Origin of the sequence: Pseudomonas kairouanensis (genome assembly GCF_004682055.1) — a bacterium.
Classification (GTDB): Bacteria; Pseudomonadota; Gammaproteobacteria; order Pseudomonadales; family Pseudomonadaceae; genus Aquipseudomonas; species Aquipseudomonas kairouanensis.
Genome location: NZ_QUZU01000010.1, coordinates 51131 through 74940 on the forward strand (window position 1 = coordinate 51131; position 23810 = coordinate 74940).

The 23810-nt window shown below is 61.5% G+C and carries 17 protein-coding genes and 2 pseudogenes; 18 read left to right on the plus strand and 1 reads right to left on the minus strand.

Features of this window, described 5'->3' with window-relative positions; all coding sequences use genetic code 11:
- The first annotated feature begins 346 nt into the window (after positions 1-346).
- The 18 genes and pseudogenes from hutU (at position 347) to DYL59_RS10700 (ending at position 21800) form a co-directional block, all read left to right on the plus strand.
- Complete coding sequence (hutU, locus tag DYL59_RS10615) at positions 347-2020, plus strand: urocanate hydratase (protein WP_135289141.1); 1674 nt, start codon at positions 347-349, stop codon at positions 2018-2020.
- A 135-nt stretch (positions 2021-2155) separates the two neighbouring features.
- Positions 2156-3601, plus strand: a complete 1446-nt coding sequence (locus DYL59_RS10620) for a purine-cytosine permease family protein (protein WP_135289142.1) — start codon at positions 2156-2158, stop codon at positions 3599-3601.
- A 69-nt stretch (positions 3602-3670) separates the two neighbouring features.
- Positions 3671-4636 carry an ABC transporter substrate-binding protein gene (locus DYL59_RS10625; RefSeq protein WP_135289143.1) on the plus strand — a complete coding sequence of 322 codons (966 nt, stop codon included), beginning with the start codon at positions 3671-3673 and terminating at the stop codon, positions 4634-4636.
- A 72-nt stretch (positions 4637-4708) separates the two neighbouring features.
- Positions 4709-5560 carry an ABC transporter permease gene (locus DYL59_RS10630; RefSeq protein ID WP_135289144.1) on the plus strand — a complete coding sequence of 284 codons (852 nt, stop codon included), beginning with the start codon at positions 4709-4711 and terminating at the stop codon, positions 5558-5560.
- Complete coding sequence (locus tag DYL59_RS10635) at positions 5557-6381, plus strand: quaternary amine ABC transporter ATP-binding protein (protein ID WP_135289145.1); 825 nt, start codon at positions 5557-5559, stop codon at positions 6379-6381. Before DYL59_RS10630 ends, DYL59_RS10635 begins: the two co-directional genes overlap by 4 nt.
- A gap of 159 nt (positions 6382-6540) precedes the next feature.
- Positions 6541-8049 (plus strand): histidine ammonia-lyase, encoded by a 1509-nt coding sequence (gene hutH / locus DYL59_RS10640; RefSeq protein ID WP_135289146.1) that lies wholly within the window; start codon positions 6541-6543, stop codon positions 8047-8049.
- Between the two features lie 24 nt (positions 8050-8073).
- Complete coding sequence (gene hutH / locus DYL59_RS10645; RefSeq protein WP_135289147.1) at positions 8074-9606, plus strand: histidine ammonia-lyase; 1533 nt, start codon at positions 8074-8076, stop codon at positions 9604-9606.
- Between the two features lie 132 nt (positions 9607-9738).
- Positions 9739-10944 carry an imidazolonepropionase gene (gene hutI / locus DYL59_RS10650; protein ID WP_135289148.1) on the plus strand — a complete coding sequence of 402 codons (1206 nt, stop codon included), beginning with the start codon at positions 9739-9741 and terminating at the stop codon, positions 10942-10944.
- 11 nt (positions 10945-10955) lie between these two features.
- A complete protein-coding gene (gene hutG / locus DYL59_RS10655) occupies positions 10956-11756 on the plus strand; it encodes an N-formylglutamate deformylase (RefSeq protein WP_135289149.1) in 801 nt (266 codons plus the stop codon).
- Between the two features lie 241 nt (positions 11757-11997).
- Positions 11998-12969: a prolyl aminopeptidase gene (gene pip, locus DYL59_RS10665; RefSeq protein ID WP_135289151.1), complete on the plus strand. Its 972-nt coding sequence runs from the start codon at positions 11998-12000 to the stop codon at positions 12967-12969.
- The gene (gene dtd / locus DYL59_RS10670) at positions 12966-13403 is read left to right on the plus strand and encodes a D-aminoacyl-tRNA deacylase (protein WP_135289152.1); all 438 of its coding nucleotides are present in this window, start codon (positions 12966-12968) and stop codon (positions 13401-13403) included. The genes pip and dtd overlap by 4 nt, the downstream gene beginning before the upstream one ends.
- A 324-nt stretch (positions 13404-13727) precedes the next feature.
- Positions 13728-15407 (plus strand): glucan biosynthesis protein G, encoded by a 1680-nt coding sequence (locus DYL59_RS10675; RefSeq protein ID WP_238340667.1) that lies wholly within the window; start codon positions 13728-13730, stop codon positions 15405-15407.
- A pseudogene (mdoH, locus tag DYL59_RS10680) lies at positions 15400-17972 on the plus strand (glucans biosynthesis glucosyltransferase MdoH); the annotation flags it as partial. The gene DYL59_RS10675 and the pseudogene mdoH, both read left to right, overlap by 8 nt.
- A 184-nt stretch (positions 17973-18156) precedes the next feature.
- Positions 18157-18957 carry a transporter substrate-binding domain-containing protein gene (locus DYL59_RS10685; protein WP_135289155.1) on the plus strand — a complete coding sequence of 267 codons (801 nt, stop codon included), beginning with the start codon at positions 18157-18159 and terminating at the stop codon, positions 18955-18957.
- 219 nt (positions 18958-19176) lie between these two features.
- Positions 19177-19974, plus strand: a complete 798-nt coding sequence (locus tag DYL59_RS10690; RefSeq protein WP_026137058.1) for a transporter substrate-binding domain-containing protein — start codon at positions 19177-19179, stop codon at positions 19972-19974.
- Positions 19975-20001: 27 nt separating this feature from the next.
- Positions 20002-20088, plus strand: a pseudogene (locus DYL59_RS31615) (outer membrane lipoprotein carrier protein LolA); the annotation flags it as partial.
- Between the two features lie 25 nt (positions 20089-20113).
- The gene (locus DYL59_RS10695) at positions 20114-21073 is read left to right on the plus strand and encodes an amino acid ABC transporter permease (RefSeq protein WP_135289156.1); all 960 of its coding nucleotides are present in this window, start codon (positions 20114-20116) and stop codon (positions 21071-21073) included.
- Positions 21066-21800: an amino acid ABC transporter ATP-binding protein gene (locus tag DYL59_RS10700; RefSeq protein WP_135289157.1), complete on the plus strand. Its 735-nt coding sequence runs from the start codon at positions 21066-21068 to the stop codon at positions 21798-21800. The genes DYL59_RS10695 and DYL59_RS10700 overlap by 8 nt, the downstream gene beginning before the upstream one ends.
- A 57-nt stretch (positions 21801-21857) precedes the next feature.
- Here DYL59_RS10700 and DYL59_RS10705 read toward each other — a convergent pair whose 3' ends face one another.
- A complete protein-coding gene (locus tag DYL59_RS10705) occupies positions 21858-23765 on the minus strand; it encodes a methyl-accepting chemotaxis protein (protein ID WP_135289158.1) in 1908 nt (635 codons plus the stop codon).
- Positions 23766-23810 lie beyond the last annotated feature (45 nt).

Below are 23810 nucleotides of genomic sequence, written 5' to 3' on the forward strand. Positions count from 1 at the left end.
GACCCACCGCATTCGCGAGCAAGCCCGCTCCCACATTTGTTTCTCATCGTTCATACACTCTGTTTCCAACCTCTGCACCAATTTGTTACCAAACGCCCCAGCGTGGCGCAAAACCATGCTGACGCAACAAATATCCCCCGCGACAAATCCCTCCCGTAAGAAATTTCATCAACCCTCGAAGCCTTAATTTCCAAGGCTCCCACACCTATTCCCAAAAAATCTCGCCATCCCCCTCAGTAAGTTGGCCGCTCGATTGCATATGCTTGTATGTACAAGTAAAGATGTGTGCGTAAGAGTCCCTTCGCACCAATCAAGCATGCGCATCGATCGCTGAGGAGTTCTTGCTGTGACCAAGCCTACTAAATACCGTGATGTCGAAATCCGCGCCGCCCACGGTAACAAGCTCACTGCCAAAAGCTGGCTGACTGAAGCGCCGCTGCGCATGCTGATGAACAACCTCGACCCACAAGTGGCCGAGAACCCCAAGGAACTGGTGGTATACGGCGGTATCGGCCGTGCGGCGCGCAATTGGGAGTGCTACGACCAGATCGTCGAAAGCCTCACTAACCTCAATGACGACGAGACCCTGCTGGTGCAATCGGGCAAGCCGGTCGGCGTGTTCAAGACCCACAGCAACGCCCCCCGCGTATTGATCGCCAACTCCAACCTGGTGCCGCACTGGGCCAGTTGGGAGCACTTCAACGAGCTGGATGCCAAGGGCCTGGCCATGTACGGCCAGATGACCGCCGGCAGCTGGATCTACATCGGCAGCCAGGGCATCGTCCAGGGTACCTACGAAACCTTCGTCGAAGCCGGTCGCCAGCATTACGACAGCAACCTCAAGGGGCGCTGGGTGCTCACCGCCGGTTTGGGCGGCATGGGCGGCGCGCAACCGTTGGCGGCAACCTTGGCCGGTGCCTGCTCGTTGAACATCGAGTGCCAGCAGGTCAGCATCGATTTCCGCCTCAACAGCCGCTATGTCGACGAGCAAGCCACCGACCTCGACGACGCCCTGGCCCGCATCGACAAGTACACAAAGGAAGGCAAGGCCATCTCCATCGCCCTGCTGGGCAACGCCGCCGAGATCCTGCCCGAACTGGTCAAGCGCGGCGTACGCCCCGACATGGTCACCGACCAGACCAGCGCCCACGACCCCCTCAACGGCTACCTGCCTGCCGGCTGGACCTGGGACGAATACCGCGCCCGCGCCAAGACCGAACCGGCCGCCGTGATCAAGGCCGCCAAGCAGTCGATGGCCGTGCACGTCAAAGCCATGCTGAACTTCCAGAAGCAAGGCATCCCCACCTTCGACTACGGCAACAATATCCGCCAGATGGCCCAGGAAGAGGGTGTGGAAAACGCCTTCGACTTCCCAGGGTTCGTCCCGGCCTACATTCGCCCGCTGTTCTGCCGTGGCATCGGCCCGTTCCGCTGGGCGGCGCTGTCTGGCGACCCGCAGGACATCTATAAGACCGACGCCAAAGTCAAAGAGCTGATCCCCGATGATGCCCACCTGCACAACTGGCTGGATATGGCCCGCGAGCGCATCAGCTTCCAAGGCCTGCCGGCCCGTATCTGCTGGGTGGGCCTGGGCCAGCGCGCCAAGCTGGGCCTGGCATTCAACGAAATGGTGCGCAGCGGCGAGCTGTCGGCACCGGTCGTCATTGGTCGTGACCACCTCGACTCCGGCTCGGTCGCAAGCCCAAACCGTGAAACCGAAGCCATGCAGGACGGTTCCGACGCTGTGTCCGACTGGCCGTTGCTCAATGCTCTACTCAACACCGCCAGCGGCGCCACCTGGGTTTCGCTACACCACGGCGGCGGCGTGGGCATGGGCTTCTCCCAGCACTCGGGCATGGTGATCGTCTGCGACGGTACCGACGAAGCGGCCGAGCGGATCGCGCGGGTGCTGCATAACGACCCGGCGACTGGGGTGATGCGTCATGCCGATGCCGGTTACCAGATCGCCATCGATTGCGCCAAAGAGCAGGGCCTCAATCTCCCGATGATCACAGGCTGATACCTCCACTGTAGGAGCGAGCTTGCTCGCGAAAAAGGTACATCCGACGCAGCTGTGCGCCTGAAATACCTTCGCGAGCAAGCTCGCTCCTACAGAAAAGCTAAACCCGAACAATCCACCAGAGGTTGAACCGACATGGCCGCAAACCACACCACCCCGTTGATCGAAAGGCGTTCGATCGACTACATCCCGGAAGCGGAAAGACACGGTCGTCTGTTCAGCCAGTTCACCCTGTGGATGGGCGCCAACCTGCAGATCACCGCGATTGTCACTGGGGCATTGGCCGTGGTGTTGGGCGGTGATGTGTTCTGGTCGTTGATGGGGCTGTTGATCGGCCAATTGATCGGCGGCGGCGTGATGGCGTTGCATGCGGCGCAAGGCCCCAAGCTGGGCCTGCCGCAGATGATCTCCAGCCGGGTGCAGTTCGGCGTGTATGGCGCGGCGATTCCGATCGTGCTGGTGTGCCTGATGTACCTGGGGTTCACCGCCACTGGCACCGTGCTGTCCGGCCAGGCCTTGGGGCAGTTGTTTGGCGTCAGCGACAGCGTCGGCATTCTGATTTTCGCCAGTGTCATCGTGCTGGTCACGGTGCTGGGCTACCGGGTGATCCACTTCATCGGGCGTGTTGCCAGCGTCATTGGCGTGATCGCCTTTGTCTACCTGTTCAGCCGCTTGATGAGCCAGACCGATGTGGGCGCACTCTTGCAGATCCGCCACTTCAGCTGGAGCAGCTTTCTGCTGGCGGTGTCGCTTGCGGCCTCCTGGCAGATCGCCTTCGGCCCTTATGTGGCGGACTACTCACGTTACCTGCCGAGCAGCACCTCGTCGGTGAAAACCTTTTTCGCCGCAGGCCTGGGCTCGGTGATTGGGGCCCAGGTGGCGATGATCCTCGGTGTATTTGCCGCAGCCATGTCCAACGGGCAATTCGCCGGTCACGAAGTGGCCTACATCGTCGGCTTGAGCGGCACGGGGGCCACGGCGGCGCTGCTGTATTTCAGCATCGCGTTCGGAAAAGTCACCATTTCCACGCTCAATTCCTATGGCAGCTTCATGTGCATCGCCACCATCATCAGCGGCTTTCGTGGCCGCCTGGAGGTCACGCGTTTGCAGCGCCTGGTGTTTGTACTGGTGATTGTCGGCACGGCGACGCTGATCGCGCTGCTCGGCCAGCACTCGTTCCTCGGTGCATTCAAGTCCTTCATCCTGTTCCTGCTGGCGTTCTTCACGCCCTGGAGCGCGATCAACCTGGTGGACTACTACTGCATCACCCGCGAGCGCTACGACGTACCGGCGCTGGCCGATCCAAACGGTCGCTACGGCCGCTGGAACCTGCTGGGTATCAGCGTGTACGTCTTCGGCGTGCTGGTGCAGTTGCCGTTCATCTCCACCAAGTTCTACACCGGCCCGCTGGTGGCTGCGCTGGGTGATGTGGATATCTCCTGGATCATCGGCCTGGTACTGCCCGCCGCCCTGTATTACCTGTGTGCAAAAAAATGGCACGGCACGGTGCCCGATCAACTGATCCTGCCCAAAGAGCAGGGCGCAATACCGACAACAAACGGGCTGGCTGCACAAGCCTGATGGAACGTGGACAGGGCTGGATGCCTACTGACTGCCGTAATCCATTTCAAGATTGGGAGCGTCACAACAATGAAAATGCATAAGACCCTGTTGGCCACTTTGCTCTCTGCGGGCGTGCTGGCCTCGGCTGGCGCCCAGGCGGCCGGCTGGTGCGAGTCCGGCAAGCCGGTGAAGTTCGCCGGCCTGAACTGGGAGAGCGGCATGCTGCTCACCGACATCCTGCAAACCGTGCTGGAAAAAGGCTACGACTGCAAAACCGACAGCCTGCCGGGTAACTCCATCACCATGGAGAACGCCCTGAGCAGCAATGACATCCAGGTGTTTGCCGAGGAATGGGTCGGCCGCAGCGAAGTCTGGAACAAGGCCGAGAAGGCCGGAAAAGTCGTCGGCGTTGGCGCTCCGGTTGTCGGTGCCATCGAAGGCTGGTACGTGCCGCGTTATGTGATCGAAGGCGACGCCAAGCGCAAGCTGGAAGCCAAGGCGCCAGACCTGAAAACCATCGCGGACCTGGCCAAGTACGCCTCGGTGTTCAAGGACCAGGAAGAACCGTCCAAGGGCCGCTTCTACAACTGCCCGGCCGGCTGGACCTGCGAGCTGGACAACAGCGAAATGCTCAAAAGCTACGGCCTTGAAAATTCCTACACCAACTTCCGCCCAGGCACTGGCCCGGCGCTGGATGCGGCGGTGTTGTCGAGCTACAAGCGCGGCGAGCCGATCCTGTTCTACTACTGGTCGCCCACCCCGCTGATGGGTCAGGTCGACCTGGTGAAACTGGAAGAAAAACCCGGTGTGGATAAAAGCGTGAGCATCAAGGTCGGCCTGTCCAAGACCTTCCACGAGCAGGCCCCGGAACTGGTGGCCGTGCTGGAAAAGGTCAACCTGCCCATCGACCTGCTGAACCAGAACCTGGGCCGCATGGCCAAGGAGCGCATCGAGTCGCCGAAACTGGCGAAAATATTCCTCAAGGAACATCCTGAGGTCTGGCACGCCTGGGTCAGCGACGAGGCCGCCAAGAAAATCGACGCGGCCTTGTAGGCCAAGCGCGCCCGGCTACCCTGAGGGGGCAGCCGGGCACCTGGCCACAACCCATTGGATCGAGAGCACGCTATGTTTCCTGAGAGTTTTACGTTTTCCATCGCCGACTGGGTCAACGGTTGGGTGGACTCACTGGTCACCAACTACGGGGATGTGTTCCGGCACATCTCCGACACCCTGCTGTGGGCCATCGTCAACCTGGAAGGGCTGCTGCGCGCGGCGCCCTGGTGGTTGATGCTGGTCATCGTCGGCGGCGTTGCCTGGCACGCCACACGCAAGGTGGTGACCACGGCGGTGATCGTCGGGTTGCTGTTCCTGGTGGGGGCGGTTGGCTTGTGGGACAAGCTGATGCAGACCCTGGCCTTGATGATGGTCGCTACGGTGATCTCGGTATTGATCGGCGTGCCGCTGGGCATCCTCTCGGCGCGCAGCAATCGCCTGCGTTCGGTGCTGATGCCGCTGCTGGACATCATGCAGACCATGCCCAGCTTCGTGTACCTGATCCCGGTGTTGATGCTGTTCGGCCTGGGCAAGGTGCCGGCGATTTTCGCCACGGTGATCTACGCAGCGCCGCCGCTGATTCGCCTCACCGACCTGGGGATTCGCCAGGTTGATGGCGAAGTCATGGAAGCCATCAACGCCTTCGGTGCCAACCGCTGGCAGCAACTGTTCGGCGTGCAACTGCCGCTGGCGCTGCCGAGCATCATGGCCGGCATCAACCAGACCACCATGATGGCCCTGTCGATGGTGGTAATCGCCTCGATGATCGGCGCCCGTGGCCTGGGTGAAGACGTGCTGGTCGGCATCCAGACCCTCAACGTCGGGCGCGGCCTTGAAGCTGGCCTGGCAATCGTGATTCTCGCCGTGGTCATCGATCGCATTACCCAGGCCTATGGCCGTCCACGGCATGAGGCGAGCAAATGACCACTGTCAGCAAAATCGAAGTTAAAAACGTCTTCAAGATTTTTGGCGCCCGTTCCAAGGACGCGCTGTCGCTGATCGGCCAAGGCAAGAGCAAAGACCAGGTGCTGGCCGAGACTGGCTGCGTGGTCGGTGTGAACGACTTGTCGCTGAGCATTGGCACTGGCGAGATCTTCGTGATCATGGGGCTGTCGGGTTCCGGCAAGTCCACGCTGGTGCGCCACTTCAACCGCCTGATCGACCCCACCAGCGGCGCGATCCTGGTGGACGGCGAAGACATCCTGCAACTGGACATGGAAGCCCTGCGCCAATTTCGTCGGCACAAGATCAGCATGGTGTTCCAGAGCTTCGGCCTGCTGCCCCACAAGAGCGTGCTCGACAACGTTGCCTACGGCCTGAAAGTGCGTGGCGAGAGCAAGCAAGTGTGTGCCGAGCGCGCCCTGCACTGGATCGAAACCGTGGGCCTGAAGGGCTACGAAAACAAATACCCGCACCAGCTCTCCGGCGGCATGCGCCAACGTGTTGGCCTGGCCCGTGCGTTGGCGGCCGACACTGACATCATCCTGATGGACGAAGCCTTCAGCGCCCTCGACCCGCTGATCCGCGCCGAGATGCAGGACCAGTTGCTGGAGCTGCAAAAGACCTTGCACAAGACCATCGTGTTCATTACCCACGACCTCGACGAGGCCGTGCGTATCGGCAACCGCATTGCGATCCTCAAGGACGGCAAGTTGATCCAGGTCGGCACGCCCCGCGAGATCCTGCATTCGCCGGCGGATGAGTATGTGGACCGGTTTGTTCAGCGGCGGGCGGCGGTGGTCTGAGCCGGGTTTTGTGGTGAGGCTGCTGGCCTCATCGGGAGCAAGCCCCCTCCCACCCTGACGGTGTTCACAAATCAAAATCTGTGAATGCCGTAAATGTGGGAGGGGGCTTGCCCCCGATAGGGCCAGCACAGCCACACAAGCATTCAAGAAGGTATGAAGATGTCCCAGCCAACAAAAATCACCATCGCCAACACCCCATTACGTTGGCAGGACGTAACCGCCGTCGCCCGCCACGGCGCCGCCCTCGAACTCTCGGGCCAAGCCTGGGCCCGCATCGACAACGCCCAGGCCATCGTGCAGCGCATCGTCACCAGCGGCGAACGCGCCTACGGCGTCAACACCGGCCTGGGTGCGCTGTGCAATGTCTCGCTTGAGGGTGAACAACTCAGCCAGCTGTCGCGCAGTACGCTGCTGAGCCACGCCTGCGGCGTCGGCCCGGTGCTGAGCGACGAGCAAACCCGCGCCATCATCTGCACCGCCATCATCAATTACAGCCAGGGCAAATCCGGCCTGCATCCCCAGGTGGTGCATGCATTGCTGGCGCTGCTCAACCACGGCATCACGCCGCAGGTGCCGTCCCAGGGTTCGGTGGGTTATTTGACCCACATGGCCCATGTCGGCGTGGCGCTGTTGGGTGTGGGCAATGTGAGTTACCGGGGCCAGATCGTTCCGGCGCAACAGGCCCTGAGCGCCGAAGGCTTGCAGCCGGTGGTGCTGGGCGCCAAGGACGGCCTGTGCCTGGTCAACGGCACGCCGTGCATGACCGGCCTGAGTTGCCTGGCCCTGGCCGACGCCCATCACTTGTTGCAATGGGCCGACGTGATCGGCGCCATGAGCTTCGAAGCCCAGCGCGGGCAAATCGACGCGTTTGACGAAGAAATCATCGCCCTCAAGCCGCACCCCGGCATGCAACACGTCGGCATCAACCTGCGCGCATTGCTCGACGGCAGCGAAGTGATTGCCAGCAGCAAGGGCATCCGTACCCAGGACGCCTTGAGCATCCGCTCGATCCCGCAGATTCACGGTGCGGCCCGCGACCAGGTGGAACATGCCACGCGCCAGGTCGAGACCGAACTCAACAGCGCCACCGACAACCCACTGCTGCTCGGCACGCCGGACAACTACCGCGTGGTGTCCCAGGCCAACCCCCACGGGCAATCGGTGGCCTTGGCAGCGGACATGCTGGCGATTGCCATGGCCGAAATCGGTTCAGTGGCCGAACGCCGCCTGGACCGCCTGATCAACCCTCACGTCAGCGGCTTGCCGGCGTTCCTGGTCAGCAACCCAGGGGTCAACTCCGGGATGATGATCGTGCAGTACGTGGCCGCGTCCCTGTGTGGGCAAAACCGCCAGTTGGCGCAACCGGCGGTACTCGACAACTTCGTCACCTCGGGCCTGCAGGAAGACCACCTGAGCATGGGTACCAACGCCGCGCTCAAGCTGCATCAGCTGTTGGCCAACGTCACCCAGATCCTCGCCATCGAGTACTTGCTGGCGGCCCAGGCCTTCGAATTCTTGAAAGACCAGCGTTTCGGCGTCGGCACCGACCGCGCCTGGCGTTTGCTGCGTGAAGTGGTGCCGGCCTATGAGCAGGACCGTTGGTTGGCGCCGGACATTGCCGCCGCCGCCCAACTGCTCAAAGACACCCCATTACCGAATTTGCACTGAACAATAATCACAAGGAGCACGAACGTGACTGCGCTTAATCTGATCCCAGGCCAACTGAGCCTCGCCCAACTGCGGGCCATCTACCAGCAGCCCGTGACCCTCCGCCTGGATAGCAGCGCCACGGCGCAGATCGACGCCAGCGTGGCCTGTGTGGAGCAGATTCTCGCCGAGAACCGCACTGCCTACGGCATCAACACCGGTTTCGGCCTGCTGGCTTCCACGCGCATCGCCAGCGAAGACCTGGAAAACCTCCAGCGCTCCCTGGTGCTGTCCCACGCCGCCGGTGTGGGTGAGCCCATCAGCGACGCGCTGGTGCGGTTGGTCATGGTGCTCAAGGTCAACAGCCTCAGCCGTGGGTTCTCCGGCATTCGTCGGCAGGTGATCGACGCATTGATCGCGCTGATCAACGCCGAGGTGTACCCGCACATTCCGTTGAAAGGTTCGGTGGGCGCTTCCGGTGACCTGGCGCCATTGGCGCACATGTCCCTGGTGCTGCTGGGCGAAGGCAAGGCGCGCTACAAAGGTGAATGGCTGGAAGCGACCGAAGCGCTGAAAGTCGCAGGCCTTGCGCCGCTGACCCTCGCCGCCAAAGAAGGCCTGGCGCTGCTCAATGGCACCCAGGTGTCCACCGCCTACGCCCTGCGTGGCCTGTTCGAAGGCGAAGATCTGTTTGCAGGTGCCCTGGCTTGCGGCGGCCTTACAGTGGAAGCCGTGCTGGGCTCGCGCTCGCCATTCGACGCACGTATTCACGCAGCACGCGGCCAGCGTGGGCAAATCGACTCGGCAGCCGCTTATCGTGACCTGCTGGGCGAGAGCAGCCAGGTGTCCCAGTCGCACCAGAATTGCGACAAGGTGCAAGACCCGTATTCCCTGCGCTGCCAGCCGCAAGTCATGGGCGCCTGCCTGACCCAGTTCCGTCAGGCCGCCGAAGTGCTGGTGGTAGAGGCCAACGCCGTGTCGGACAACCCGCTGGTATTTGCCGCCGAAGGCGATGTGATCTCCGGCGGTAACTTCCACGCCGAGCCTGTGGCCATGGCTGCCGACAACATGGCGCTGGCCATCGCTGAAATCGGCTCCCTGAGCGAGCGCCGCATCTCGCTGATGATGGATAAGCACATGTCCCAACTGCCGCCGTTTCTGGTGGGCAATGGTGGGGTCAACTCCGGCTTCATGATCGCCCAGGTCACCGCCGCCGCCCTCGCCAGCGAGAACAAGGCGCTGGCCCATCCCCATAGCGTCGACAGCCTGCCCACTTCCGCCAACCAGGAAGACCACGTGTCCATGGCCCCGGCTGCGGGCAAGCGCCTGTGGGAAATGGCCGAGAACACCCGTGGCATCCTTGCCGTGGAATGGCTGGCCGCCTGCCAGGGCCTGGACCTGCGCGAAGGCCTGAAGACCTCGCCAAAACTGGAAAAAGCCCGTGGCATCCTGCGCAGCAAAGTTGCGTTTTATGACAAAGACCGTTTCTTCGCACCGGACATCATCGCCGCCAGCGAACTGCTTGCCAGCCGCTGCCTGAGCGACCTGGTGCCAACCAACCTGCTGCCTAGCCTATAACCTTGTAGGAGCGAGCTTGCTCGCGAAAATCTCAAGACCGCCGCGGGGTGTCAGGCTCCCTGCGTCATCGTTGACGTTTTTCGCGAGCAAGCTCGCTCCTACAGGGGTTAATCATCACTAACGGAGGCGTGGATGAAAACGCTTTGGCAACACTGTCACGTCGCAACGATGGCGAGTGGTACCTACTCGATCATCGAGGATGCCGCCTTGGTTACCGCAGGTTCGCTCATCGAGTGGATCGGCCCGCGCAGCCAAGCCCCTACGGCGGATTACACCCAGGTGCATGACCTGCAAGGCGCGTGGGTCACTCCCGGCCTGATCGACTGCCACACCCACACCGTGTTCGGTGGCAACCGCAGTGGCGAGTTCGAACAACGCCTGCAAGGTGTGAGCTATGCCGAAATTGCCGCCCAGGGTGGCGGTATTGCCAGCACCGTGCGCGCCACTCGCGCAGCAACGGAAGATGAACTGTTCGCAAGCGCCCACAAGCGCCTGCGCAGTTTGCTGCGCGACGGCGTGACCACGGTGGAGATCAAATCCGGCTACGGCCTGGACCTGGCCAACGAACGCAAAATGCTGCGGGTGGCGCGCCGTCTCGGCGAAGCGCTGCCGGTGAGCGTGCGCGCCACTTGCCTGGCGGCCCACGCGTTACCGCCGGAGTACAAGGACCGTGCCGACGACTACATCGAGCACATCTGCAGCGAAATGCTCCCCGCCCTGGCGGCCGAAGGGCTGGTGGATGCGGTGGATGCGTTCTGCGAATACCTGGCGTTTTCCACCGAGCAGGTGGAGCGGGTGTTCAAGGTGGCCCAGCAGCTGGGGCTGCCGGTGAAGCTGCACGCCGAGCAACTTTCGTCGCTGCACGGCTCCAGCCTGGCGGCGCGTTACCAGGCGTTGTCGGCGGATCATCTGGAATTCATGACCGAAGAAGACGCCATCGCCATGGCCGCGTCCGGCACCGTCGCGGTGTTGCTGCCAGGGGCATTCTATTTTCTACGGGAAACCCAGCTGCCGCCGATGGATGCTTTGCGCAAGCACGGTGTAAAGATCGCCATCGCCAGCGACCTCAACCCCGGCACCTCGCCGGCCTTGTCTGTACGCCTGATGCTGAACATGGCCTGCACCCTGTTCCGCATGACCCCGGAGGAAGCCCTGGCCGGTGCCACTCAGCACGCAGCCACCGCACTGGGCATGGGTGACACCCATGGCTCGCTGGAAGTGGGCAAGGTTGCGGATTTTGTCGCCTGGCAGATCGATCGCCCGGCCGATCTGGCGTATTGGCTGGGCGGCGAGCTGGATAAACGCGTCGTGCGCCATGGCGTCGACGTCTGTGTATAAGGAGCATTGCTGTGGATAAGGTTCTGACATTCAAACAAGGCCGCGTACCGCTGCTGATCAGCATGCCCCACGCCGGCCTGCGCCTGACGCCTGCGGTGCAGGCCGGGCTGATCCCCGAGGCGCAAAGCCTGCCGGACACCGACTGGCATATCCCCACGCTATATGACTTTGCCGACGAACTCGGCGCCAGCACCTTGGCCGCCGAATACTCACGCTTTGTGATTGACCTGAATCGGCCATCCGACGACAAACCGCTGTACACCGGCGCCACCACCGGCCTGTACCCGGCCACGCTGTTCGATGGCGTGCCACTGTTCAATGAGGGCCAGGTGCCCAGCGAGACCGAACGCGCCAGCTACCTGCAAAAAATCTGGGGCCCGTACCACCGCACCCTGCAAGAAGAACTGGCACGGCTCAAGGCCGAGTTCGGCTACGCCTTGCTGTTCGATGCGCACTCGATCCGCTCAGTGATCCCGCACCTGTTTGAGGGCAAGCTGCCGGACTTCAACCTTGGCACCTTCAACGGCGCCGCGTGTGATCCGCAATTGGCCAGCCAGCTGGAAGCCATCTGCGCCCAGCATCCGCAGTACACCCATGTGCTGAACGGGCGCTTCAAGGGCGGCCATATCACCCGCCATTACGGCGACCCAGCGCAGGATATTCATGCGGTGCAGCTGGAGTTGTGCCAGAGCACGTATATGGAAGAGGTCGAGCCGTTTCGCTATCGCGAGGATTTGGCCGCGCCTACCCAGGTGGTGTTGAAGCAATTGCTGCAAGGCCTGCTTGCGTGGGCTCACCGCAGATATAGCTGACGGTATAACAATCAAAATGTGGGAGCGGGCTTGCTCGCGAATACGCAGCGTCAGCCACCGAATCTGTCGGCTGGCACACCGCATTCGCGAGCAAGCCTGCTCCCACAGGGGACTGCGGTGTTTTCAAAACTGGGGAAAGCGCTCAAGGACATGCTCATTGCACAATTCGGGTTTATAGTGCCAGACGGCAAAATAATAGACGTCCCCCCAGGGATGAACTCGACCCCCTACGGAGCGCGCAATGCAGACTTGGTACCCGCAGATCAAACCCTACGCCCGGCACGATCTGGCCGTCGATGACACCCACACCCTGTACGTCGATGAAAGTGGCTCCCCCGAAGGCTTGCCCGTTGTATTCATCCACGGTGGCCCTGGTGCCGGTTGCGACGCCCAGAGCCGCTGCTATTTTGACCCGAACCTGTACCGCATTGTCACCTTCGACCAGCGCGGCTGCGGCCGCTCCACGCCGCGCGCCAGCCTTGAGAACAACACCACCTGGGACCTGGTCGCCGACCTTGAGCGCATCCGCGAACACCTGGGCATCGACAAATGGGTGCTGTTCGGCGGCTCCTGGGGTTCCACCCTGGCCCTGGCCTATGCGCAAACCCACCCTGAGCGTGTGCATGGCCTGATTGTGCGTGGCATCTTCCTGGCGCGCCCGCAGGACATCGAATGGTTCTACCAGGCCGGCGCCAGCCGCCTGTTCCCGGACTACTGGCAAGACTACCTGGCGCCCATCCCGTTGGACGAACGCCACGACATGGTGGCGGCCTACCACAAGCGTCTGACCGGCAACGACCAGATCGCCCAGATGCATGCGGCCAAGGCTTGGTCCGGCTGGGAAGGGCGCATGTTGGGCCTGTGCCCGAGCCCGCAGCATGTGGAGCGTTTTTCCGAGCCCCAGCGTGCCCTGTCCATTGCGCGGATCGAGTGCCATTACTTCACCAATAACTCGTTCCTGGAGCCCGACCAGCTGATCCGCGACATGCACAAGATCGCCCATCTGCCTGGCGTAATCATCCACGGCCGCTACGATATGATCTGCCCATTGGATAACGCCTGGGAATTGCACCAGGCCTGGCCCAACAGTGAGCTGCAAGTGATTCGCGAAGCCGGCCATGCGGCGTCCGAACCCGGTATCACCGATGCCTTGGTGCGTGCGACCAGCCAAATGGCCCGTCGCCTGCTCGACCTGCCGCCCGAAGAAGCATGAAGGGCCTGTTGCAACGGGTGCGTGGCGCCCGGGTCGAGGTCGATGGCGAAATTGTCGGGGCCATTGACCAGGGTTTGCTGGTGCTGGTGGCCGTGGAGCCTGCGGACACCCCGCAGAGCGCCGACAAACTGCTGCACAAGCTGCTTAACTACCGGGTGTTCAGCGACGACGAGGGCAAGATGAACCTCTCGCTCAAGGACGTGGAGGGTGGTTTGTTGCTGGTGTCGCAGTTCACACTGGCGGCGGACACCAAGAGCGGGTTGCGGCCAAGCTTCACCACGGCGGCCCCGCCGGCCCTGGGAGCGGCGCTTTTCGACCATCTGTTGTTACAAGCGCAACAATCCCATGGCAAGGTGGCGTCAGGGCGTTTTGGCGCGGATATGCAGGTGCATTTGGTCAATGATGGGCCTGTCACCTTCCTCTTACAGACGTGAATGTATTAAAAACGACTTTTAATGCCTAAAAACGCAGGGTTTCGCTACAAATACTTCGTTGACCCTGATGCGTTGTCTCGCGGGCTACTAGATAATCGCGCGCTACGGGGATCAGCGTTGTTTGGTCCATTTTTGACTTAGGTAGAGTCTTGTCCGACAACCATTGGGGAATCATTTTGACCCACGGGAGTCGGAACATTGCTCGCCAACCTGGCATATAGATAGCTGGCCGTTGGTTTTTTGATCTGTTTTCGGCGAGGGTTGCTCGTGATTGTTAGTCCCTGTAATGCACCAAAATTGTCAGCCAAACGGTTACGAAACGTACTGGTGACGGGCTCCGCCCTGTTTTGCCTGTTCGGCGCGGGTCAACTGTGGGCATTCAGTCTGGATGATGTGTCGGCCAAGGCCAAAGAGCTGGCCGGGCAGAAATACGAAGCTCCGCGCAGCAATCTGCCGAACGAATTCCGCGAAATGAAGTTTGGTGACTACCAGAAGATTCGTTTCCGCACCGAAAAAGCCGAGTGGGCCGACCAGGACACGCCGTTCAAGCTGTCCTTCTATCACCAGGGTATGCACTTCGATACACCGGTGAAAATCAACGAAGTCACCGCCACCAGCGTCAACGAAATCAAGTACGACCCGACGCGTTTCGATTTCGGCGATGTGAAGTTTGATCCCAAAGCCACCGAACAGCTGGGTTATGCCGGTTTCCGTGTGCTGTACCCGATCAACAAGGCCGACAAGCAAGACGAAATCATGACCATGCTCGGCGCCAGCTACTTCCGCGTCGTCGGCAAGGGCCAGACCTACGGGCTGTCCGCCCGTGGCATGGCGATCGACACGGCACTGCCGTCGGGCGAGGAATTCCCGCGTTTCACCGAGTTCTGGATCGAGCGTCCAAAGCCGGGTGAGAAGCAACTGGTGATCTTCGCCCTGCTGGATTCGCCGCGCGCTACCGGCGCCTACCGCCTGACCCTGCGCCCTGGCTCCGACACCATTGTCGACGTCAAATCCCAGATGTACCTGCGCGACAAGGTCAGCAAACTGGGCGTTGCCCCGTTGACCAGCATGTACCTGTTCGGTGCGAACCAGCCCTCCAAGGTGCTGAACTACCGCCGTGAGCTGCACGATTCCAGCGGCCTGTCGATCCATGCCGGCAATGGCGAGTGGATCTGGCGCCCACTGAACAACCCTAAACACCTGTCGGTCAGCAACTTCACCGTGGAAAACCCGCGTGGTTTCGGCCTGCTGCAACGCGGCCGTGATTTCAGCCACTATGAGGACCTGGACGACAACTACGACAAGCGCCCAAGCGCCTGGATCGAGCCTGAAGGTGACTGGGGCAAGGGCACCGTCAACCTGGTAGAGATCCCGACCGCCGATGAAACCAACGACAACATCGTTGCGTTCTGGAGCCCGGAAACCCTGCCGGAAGTTGGCCAGCCACTGGATGTGGCCTACCGCCTGCACTGGACCATGGACGAAAAAGCCCTGCACCCGGCCGACAGCGCCTGGGTCAAGCAGACCCTGCGTTCTACCGGTGACGTGAAGCAGTCCAACCTGATCCGCCAGCCAGATGGCAGCGTGGCCTACCTGGTGGACTTCGAGGGCCCGTCCCTCAAGGGCCTGCCGACCGATGCCCCGGTTCGCAGTGAAGTCAGTGTTGGCGACAATGCCGAACTGGTCGAGAACAGCGTGCGCTACAACGAACACACCAAAGGCTGGCGCCTGACCCTGCGCATGAAGATCAAGGACGCAGGCAAACCGACCGAGATGCGTGCCGCGTTGGTCCTGGACACCACCAAGCCAGAGCCTGAGAAGGTTTCCAGCCAAGTGCTCAAGGCCGACAAAGTGCTGGCCAAGCAACACGAGAAACAGGCCAAGAAAGACGCGAAAGACAAGGACGCCAAGCAGCCAGAAGCTGCCCCAGCCACACCGGAGCCGGAAAAGACCGAACACGTCCTGACCGAAACCTGGAGCTATCAGTTGCCTGCCGATGAGTAATTCTCAAGCCACGCCCGAGACTCTGTCCGAGTACCTGGCGCATCTACCGATGACCGCTGAGCAGCGCGCCGAGTTGGCGGGCTGCACATCCTTCACCGAGCTGCACGAACGCTTGTCGTCGTCGACCTTCGATGCACCGACCGACGCCGCCCAAGCGTCGGTTGGCCGTCGGCTGACTCTCAACAGCGCCGAAGAGCTGCAGGACGCCGAGATGCTTGCGCTCGACGCCGCAGGTCGCGTGTGCCTCAAGGCCACGCCGCCGATCCGTCGTACCAAGGTGGTGCCCGAGCCTTGGCGCACCAATATCCTGGTACGCGGCTGGCGCCGGATGACCGGTCGCACCAACCCGCCCAAGCCTCCCAAGGACGAGCGTGTATTGCCGGCCGCGCGCTGGCGCACCGTGGGTTCGATCCGCCGTTACATCCTGCTGGTGCTGATGCTCGGCCAGACCATCGTTGCCGGCTGGTACATGAAAGGCATCATGCCGTACCAGGGCTGGTCGCTGGTGGACTTCGACGAAATCCGCAACCAGACCCTGCTGCAAACCGCTACCCAGGTACTGCCTTACGCCCTGCAAACCAGCATCCTCATCATGTTCGGGATCTTGTTCTGCTGGGTGTCGGCGGGTTTCTGGACGGCCTTGATGGGCTTCCTGGAACTGCTGACCGGTCACGATAAATACCGGATCTCCGGTAAAAGTGCCGGTGACGAGCCCATTCCCAAGGACGCCCGCACTGCGCTGGTGATGCCGATCTGCAACGAAGACGTGCCCCGGGTATTCGCCGGTCTGCGTGCGACGTTTGAGTCGGTTGCTGCCACGGGGGATCTGGACCGCTTCGACTTCTTCGTGCTCAGCGACAGTAATGACGCCGACATCTGCATCGCCGAACAGCAAGCCTGGCTTGACGTGTGCCGCGAAGCCGGTGGTTTCGGCAAGATCTTCTATCGCCGCCGTCGCCGTCGCGTAAAGCGCAAGAGCGGCAACCTCGACGACTTCTGCCGTCGTTGGGGCGGTGACTATAAGTACATGGTCGTCCTCGACGCCGACAGCGTGATGAGCGGTGAATGCCTGACCAGCCTGGTGCGCTTGATGGAAGCCACGCCGGATGCCGGGATTATCCAGACCGCGCCGCGTGCGTCGGGCATGGACACCCTGTATGCGCGCATGCAGCAGTTTGCCACCCGTGTGTATGGCCCGCTGTTTACCGCCGGCCTGCACTTCTGGCAGCTGGGTGAATCCCACTACTGGGGTCACAACGCAATCATCCGCATGAAGCCGTTTATCGAGCACTGCGCCCTGGCCCCGTTGCCAGGCAAAGGCGCGTTCGCCGGTGCGATTCTCTCCCACGACTTCGTTGAGGCCGCGCTGATGCGCCGTGCCGGCTGGGGCGTGTGGATTGCCTACGACCTGCCGGGCAGCTACGAAGAACTGCCGCCGAACCTGCTGGATGAACTCAAGCGCGACCGTCGCTGGTGCCACGGCAACCTGATGAACTTCCGCCTGTTCCTGGTCAAGGGCATGCACCCGGTGCACCGCGCGGTGTTCCTGACCGGCGTGATGTCCTACCTGTCGGCGCCGTTGTGGTTCCTGTTCCTGGTGCTGTCCACGGCCTTGCTGGCGGTGAACACGCTGATGGAGCCGCAGTACTTCATGGCGCCGCGCCAGTTGTACCCGCTGTGGCCACAATGGCACCCGGACAAGGCAGTGGCGCTGTTCTCCACCACCATCGTGCTGCTGTTCCTGCCTAAACTGTTGAGCATCATCCTGATCTGGGCCAAGGGCGCCAAAGAGTTCGGCGGCAAGTTCAAGGTGACCTTGTCGATGCTGCTGGAGATGCTGTTCTCCATGCTGCTGGCGCCGGTGCGGATGATTTTCCACACTCGTTTCGTACTGGCTGCATTCCTCGGCTGGGCCGCGACCTGGAACTCGCCGCAGCGTGACGACGACTCCACGCCATGGAGCGAGGCGGTCAAGCGCCACGGCCCGCAAACCCTGCTGGGCTTCCTGTGGGCACTGCTGGTGGTGTGGTTGAACCCGAGCTTCCTATGGTGGCTGGTGCCTATCGTCGGTTCGCTGATGCTGTCGATCCCGGTATCGGTGATCTCCAGTCGGGTCAAGTTGGGCCTCAAGTCCCGCGACGAGAGCCTGTTCCTGATCCCCGAGGAATACAACCCGCCGCAGGCATTGCTGTCCACCGAGAAGTACACCCACGAAAACCGTTGGCATGCGCTCAATGACGGCTTCGTGCGTGCGGTGGTCGACCCGCAGCAGAACGCATTAGCCTGCGCCCTGGCGACCTCGCGTCACCGTGAAGCGGAGCCGATCGAGTACCTGCGTGTGGAGCGTGTGCGCCATGCCTTGAAGGTCGGCCCTGCCGGGCTCAACAACAACGAACGCGTGGCCTTGCTCAGCGACCCGGTGGCCTTGGCGCGCCTGCACGAGGCAGTCTGGAACGAAGGGCATCCTGAGTGGCTCGCCGCTTGGCGTGACTCGATCAAGTCCGACCCGCACGCGCCTTTGCTGCCGTTGCAACCGTTGACGTCCCAGGCCCAACTGGCCTGATTCAGATGCCTCCGAAGGTTCTCTTCGGGGGCATTTTGAACGCTGGTCCTACAGCGTTTTCTACCCCTTCCTGTAAGACTTAACTCATTGTTATTTCGAAACAAAAGACCTTTGTTCGAAGCGTTTTGCCGTGCCTGCGGCTGGGTTAGCATCGCCCCCCAAATCTGACTCGCCACGGGGGTATTCATGATCAAAAGGTGTTGTTTGGCACTGCTGCTGGGCGCTGTCCCATGGCTGCATGGCGCATCGGCCCATGCGGGTGCACTCGACGATGCGGTCCAGCGCGGCGTGCTCAAAGTCGGCACCACACCGACCTACGTGCCCTTTGAGATGACTGACAAGCAAGGCCGCATCGTCGGCTTTGAAGTCGACCTGCTGCACGCCATGAGCCGCGCGCTGGGGGTGGAGCTGGAATTGGTGGCGGTGCCCTACACCGAGCTGTTGCCTGGGTTGAGGGCGAACAAGTTCGACCTCATCGGCAGCGGCATGACGGTTACACAGGAACGCAACCTCAAGCTGAATTTCAGCGACTCCTTTATCGTGGTTGGCCAGACCGCGTTGCTGCATCCGAGCCTGGCCGGTAAGGTCGCCAGCATCGAGGACCTGGATAACGCCGGCTACCGGGTTGCCACCATCGAAGGCACCACCGGCCAGGCAGCGGCGCAGCGGTTTCTGGGGGCCGCCCGGCTGAGCAGCTTCGCCACGCCGGAAGAGGGCGTGCGCCAGGTGGCGAGCGGCAAGGTCGACGCGTTTATCCATGACGCGCCCTACAACCTGATCGCCGCAAGCCGGCCGGAAAACAGCCAATTGCTGGCACTTGAGCAGCCCTTCACCTACGAACCCCTGGCGTTCGGCCTTAAAAAAGGCGATTACGACAGCCTCAACTGGATCAACCACTTCCTCAACCAGGTGGCCCAGGACGGTACCTACGATCGGCTCTATGACAAGTGGTTCAAGGACACCGCCTGGTTGGCGGAGGTGGACTGAAATTCATAACTTCTTACACATCAGTCAATTGGCGGCTCGGGCTGCCCAGGTGTCTACGGCTGCGCTTTGCTGCACAGTTGTAGGGCTTTTCCGACATACGCTGATAACAAATACCCGTGAAACCTTTGTGACCGGCAACGAGTGGGTTAGGATCGCACCCCGAAATGGTGCAGCCCTAATGCGCGCCGACCTCATAAGAATCGTTCAGGGGACTTGATGATGAAAAAGTATCTTTCGATGCTGCTGCTAGGCGTCACTGCACTGGTCGCTGCCAATGCGGCCCAGGCCGGTGCCATCGACGATGCGGTCAAGCGCGGCACGCTCAAAGTCGGCATGGATCCGACCTACATGCCGTTTGAAATGACCGACAAGCGCGGCGAAATCATCGGTTTCGAAGTCGACATCCTCAAGGCCATGGCCAAGTCCATGGGCGTCAAGCTGGAGCTGGTGTCCACCGGCTACGACGGCATCATCCCGGCCTTCCTCACCGGCAAGTTCGACATGATCGGCAGCGGCATGACCCTGACCCAGGAACGCAACCTGCGCCTGAACTTCAGTGAACCCTTCATCGTGGTTGGCCAGACCCTGCTGATCCGCAAGGACCTGGAAGGCACCATCAAGTCCTACAAAGACCTGAACGACGAGAAGTACCGTCTGACCTCCAAGCTGGGCACCACCGGCGAGATGGTCGCCAAGAAACTCATCTCCAAAGCCAAGTACCACGGCTACGACAACGAACAGGAAGGCGTGCTGGACGTGGTCAACGGCAAGGCCGATGCCTTTGTGTACGACGCCCCTTATAACGTGGTCGCCGAGAAGAAAGTCGGCAACGGCAAGCTGGTGTTCCTCGAAGAACCCTTCACCTTCGAACCCCTGGCGTTCGGTTTGAAGAAGGGCGACTACGACAGCATCAACTTCATCAACAACTTCCTGCACCAGATCCGCAACGACGGCACCTACGATCGTATCCATGACAAGTGGTTCAAGAGCTCCGAGTGGCTCAAGGACATGGAATAAGGCTGATCAAAACCTGTAGGAGCGAGCTTGCTCGCGAAGATCGTCAACGATAACGCGGGACATCTGACACTGCGTGGCGTTCTCAGGTTTTTCGCGAGCAAGCTCGCTCCTACAAGGGCGACACATTCCGAGAGTTGAAATGAAACAGAAAAAAGCCCAATGGCCCTGGCACCTGCTGACCGTGGTCGTGCTGGTCGGCCTGGCTGGCGCCTTGTACTACGCCACCTCGTTGATGTCCTACGAGTGGCGCTGGAACCGTGTGCCGCAGTACTTCGCCTATCAGGCCGAAGTGTCCCAGCGGGCCGAGGATATCTCCACCGTTGTTGAGCTGGTGCGCAAAGGCGACGTGGCCGAAGTGACCTTGCGCAACGACGCAGGCGCCGAGCAGAAGCTGGTCGTTGCCGACAACAGCCTGCAAGTGGCTCGCGGCGACGATGTGGCCGAGGGCGATGTAGTAGGCGTGACCCGGCATTGGGCGCTGGGGCCGTTGATGTGGGGCTTGTGGACCACGCTGTGGTTGTCGGTGGTGTCGGGCATCCTGGGGTTGGTGATCGGTCTGGCAACGGGTCTGTGCCGTCTGTCCAGCAACCCGACGCTGCGGGACCTGTCGACGATCTACGTCGAACTGGTGCGCGGGACGCCGCTGCTGGTGCAAATCTTCATTTTCTATTTCTTCATCGGTACGGTGCTCAACCTGTCCCGGGAATTCGCCGGGATCGCCGCGCTGTCGCTGTTCACGGGTGCCTATGTAGCGGAAATCGTACGTGCCGGTGTGCAGTCCATCACCCGTGGCCAGAACGAGGCAGCCCGCTCCCTGGGCCTGAGTGCCAGCCAGTCGATGCGCCATGTGGTGTTGCCGCAAGCGTTCAAGCGTGTGCTGCCGCCCCTGGCCGGGCAATTTATCAGCCTGGTCAAAGACACCTCGCTGGTGTCGGTGATCGCGATTACCGAACTGCTCAAAAGCGGTCGCGAAGTGATCACCACCTCGTTCTCGCCCTTTGAGATCCTGTTCTGTGTGGCAGGCCTGTATCTATTGATCAACCTGCCGCTGTCGAAAATGGCCAGCCGGCTTGAGCGGAGGCTCGCACAAAGTGATTGAAGTCCGCGATCTGGTAAAAGTCTTCGACACCCGTGGCCACGTGGTGCGCGCGGTCGACCATGTGACCACTCAGGTGGCCAAGGGCGAAGTGCTGGTGGTGATCGGCCCGTCGGGCTCTGGCAAATCGACCTTCCTGCGCTGTCTTAATGGCCTGGAAGAGTTCGATTCGGGCTCGGTGAGCATCGACGGCCTGCAACTGGCCGACCCGAAAACCGATGTGAACGCCTATCGCCGTGAAGTCGGCATGGTGTTCCAGCACTTCAACCTGTTCCCCCACATGACCGTGCTGGAAAACCTGTGCCTGGCGCAAAAAGTCGTGCGCAAGCGCGCCAAGAAAGAACGCGAGGCCAAGGCCCTGGCACTGCTGGAAAAGGTTGGCATTGCACAGAAGGCCAATGAGTTTCCGTCACGGCTCTCCGGCGGCCAGCAGCAACGGGTGGCGATTGCCCGTGCCCTGGCGATGGAGCCCAAGGTGATGCTGTTCGATGAGCCCACCTCGGCGCTGGACCCGGAAATGGTCGGCGAAGTCCTGGACGTGATGAAGACCCTGGCCCTGGAAGGCATGACCATGGTGTGCGTCACCCACGAAATGGGTTTTGCCCGTGAAGTGGCCGACCGGGTGCTGTTCTTCGATCACGGCAAACTGCTTGAAGACGCGGCCCCGGCCGAGTTCTTCGATGCGCCCAAAGACCCACGGGCCCAGGCCTTCTTGCGCCAGGTTCTGTAACCCTCCCTCGCAGCCGGTACAGCGTTTGAGCTGACCGGCACCAGGCACGCCCACGCCTCAGAGCCGGAACTTACCCACCAGCGCCTGCAGGTCGGCGCTCAACCGGGTCAGTTGCGCACTCGCCGCCGCCGTCTCCTCACTGGCGGCGGCGGTCTGCTCGGACACATCGCGCACCTTCAACACACTGCGATTGATCTCTTCGGCCACCGCGCTTTGCTCTTCGGCGGCAGCGGCGATCTGCGGGTTCATTTCCTGGATGATCGATACGGTGCGGGCGATCTCGGCCAGTGCGTCGCCTGCATCGCGGCTCAGGCTTACGCTGTTGTCGGTGAGGTTGCGACTGCTGTCCAGGCTGCCCGCCACCTGGCGCGTGCCGTTGTGCAGGCGCTGGATCAGCCCCTCGATCTCCTCGGCGGACTCCTGGGTTCGTTGCGCCAGGCTGCGTACCTCGTCGGCCACCACGGCGAACCCCTCGCCGGCGCTACCGGCACGCGCGGCTTCGATGGCGGCGTTCAACGCCAGCAGATTGGTTTGCTGGGACACTGACTTGATCACGTCCAATACACTGCCGATCTGCTCGGTCTCCAACTGCAACGCCGCCATGGCCCGGCTGGACAGCGCCATTTCATTGGCCAACTGGCCGATCTGCTCTACCGCACGCGTCACCACCTTTTCCCCTGCGTCCGCTTGTCGATCCGCTTCAGTGGCGGCGGTCGAGGCCTGTTCGGCGTGCTGCGCCACTTCCTGGGCGGTGGCGAGCATTTCATTCATCGCCGTGGCCACTTGATCGGTTTCTTCCTTTTGCCTGTTGATGCCACTGCGGGTTTGTTCGGTGACGGTGGATAACTGTGTGGCCGCACTGGCGATCTGTCGGGCACTGTCGCCAATGCCGCTGATGAGTGTGCGCAGGTTGCCGGTCATTTGCCCGATGCTCTGTTGCAGCCGGCCCAACTCGTCGCGGCGTTCAACCTGGAGGTCGTGGCTCAGGTCGCCTTTGGCGATGCGATTGGCGGCTGCCAGCGCTTCGCGCAGGGGCACGGCGATTTGCCGGGCGATCCACCAGGCCGCCAGTATGCCCAGCAGCAGTGCGCAGACAGTAACGCTGACGAGCAGCGTACGTGTGTGGCTTGATTCATCCGCGCGCTTCTGCGCTTGGCCCTGGCTTAGCAGATCGCTGTGGTCCAGCAGCTCGTCCAACTGTCGTTCAAAAAGGTTTTGCACGGTTTCGGTATTGAGTTGGGCGTCCTTGAGTTTCACCAGCTGTTCGCGGAACTTCGACAAGTCGGTGTTGAGCAAGGTCGCATCCACCGGTAACTGTGCGACCAGTGCCTGTGTGCTTTGCAGACCTGCCAACGTCTTGTCGACTGCATCGGCATAGTCTTGCAGTGACTGAGCCGCCCATGCGGGGTTCTGGGCGCCCTCATCGGCACGCTCCATGGCATGGCGCAGGTCTTCGATGGCATCCAGGGCTTTATGATCGTCTTGGTCAGGCAATTCGCTGGCAAGTTGCGACAGGGTATCGCTGGCCTGCAGGAACAGTTTCTTGATTGGCCTGCGGATGTTTTCCCGTTGCTCGATCAGGGGGGGCAGCTGCGCGAGTGCGGACCTGAAGCCTGCGACCAAACGGATTGAATCCTGCACGCGCTGCAAGTCGACCGGGTCTCTGAGGTGGCTCGCAAGGTAGGCCAGTTGGCCGTCTATCGTCTCGACGTGCTTGCCGATCTTGCCCAGGCTGGCGGTGTCCGCCAGCGTGCGATACACGATACGGTCGGCCCGCATGGCCTCGGCCCCTACTGCGAGGGATCCAAGGATTGTCAGGTTGCTTGATCTAAAAAGCGCTGCATTCAAAGCTTGCCAGCCAGTCACTGCGATGGCGAGGCTGAGTATCAGTACCTGGCCGAATCCCAGGGCAAGCTTGAAGCGTACGCTGACGTTGTCCAGCAGGCGGGTCAGCCGAGCAAACATGATTAACCTCCAAATCTGAATTAGCGTTTCGCAACGAAGGAAACG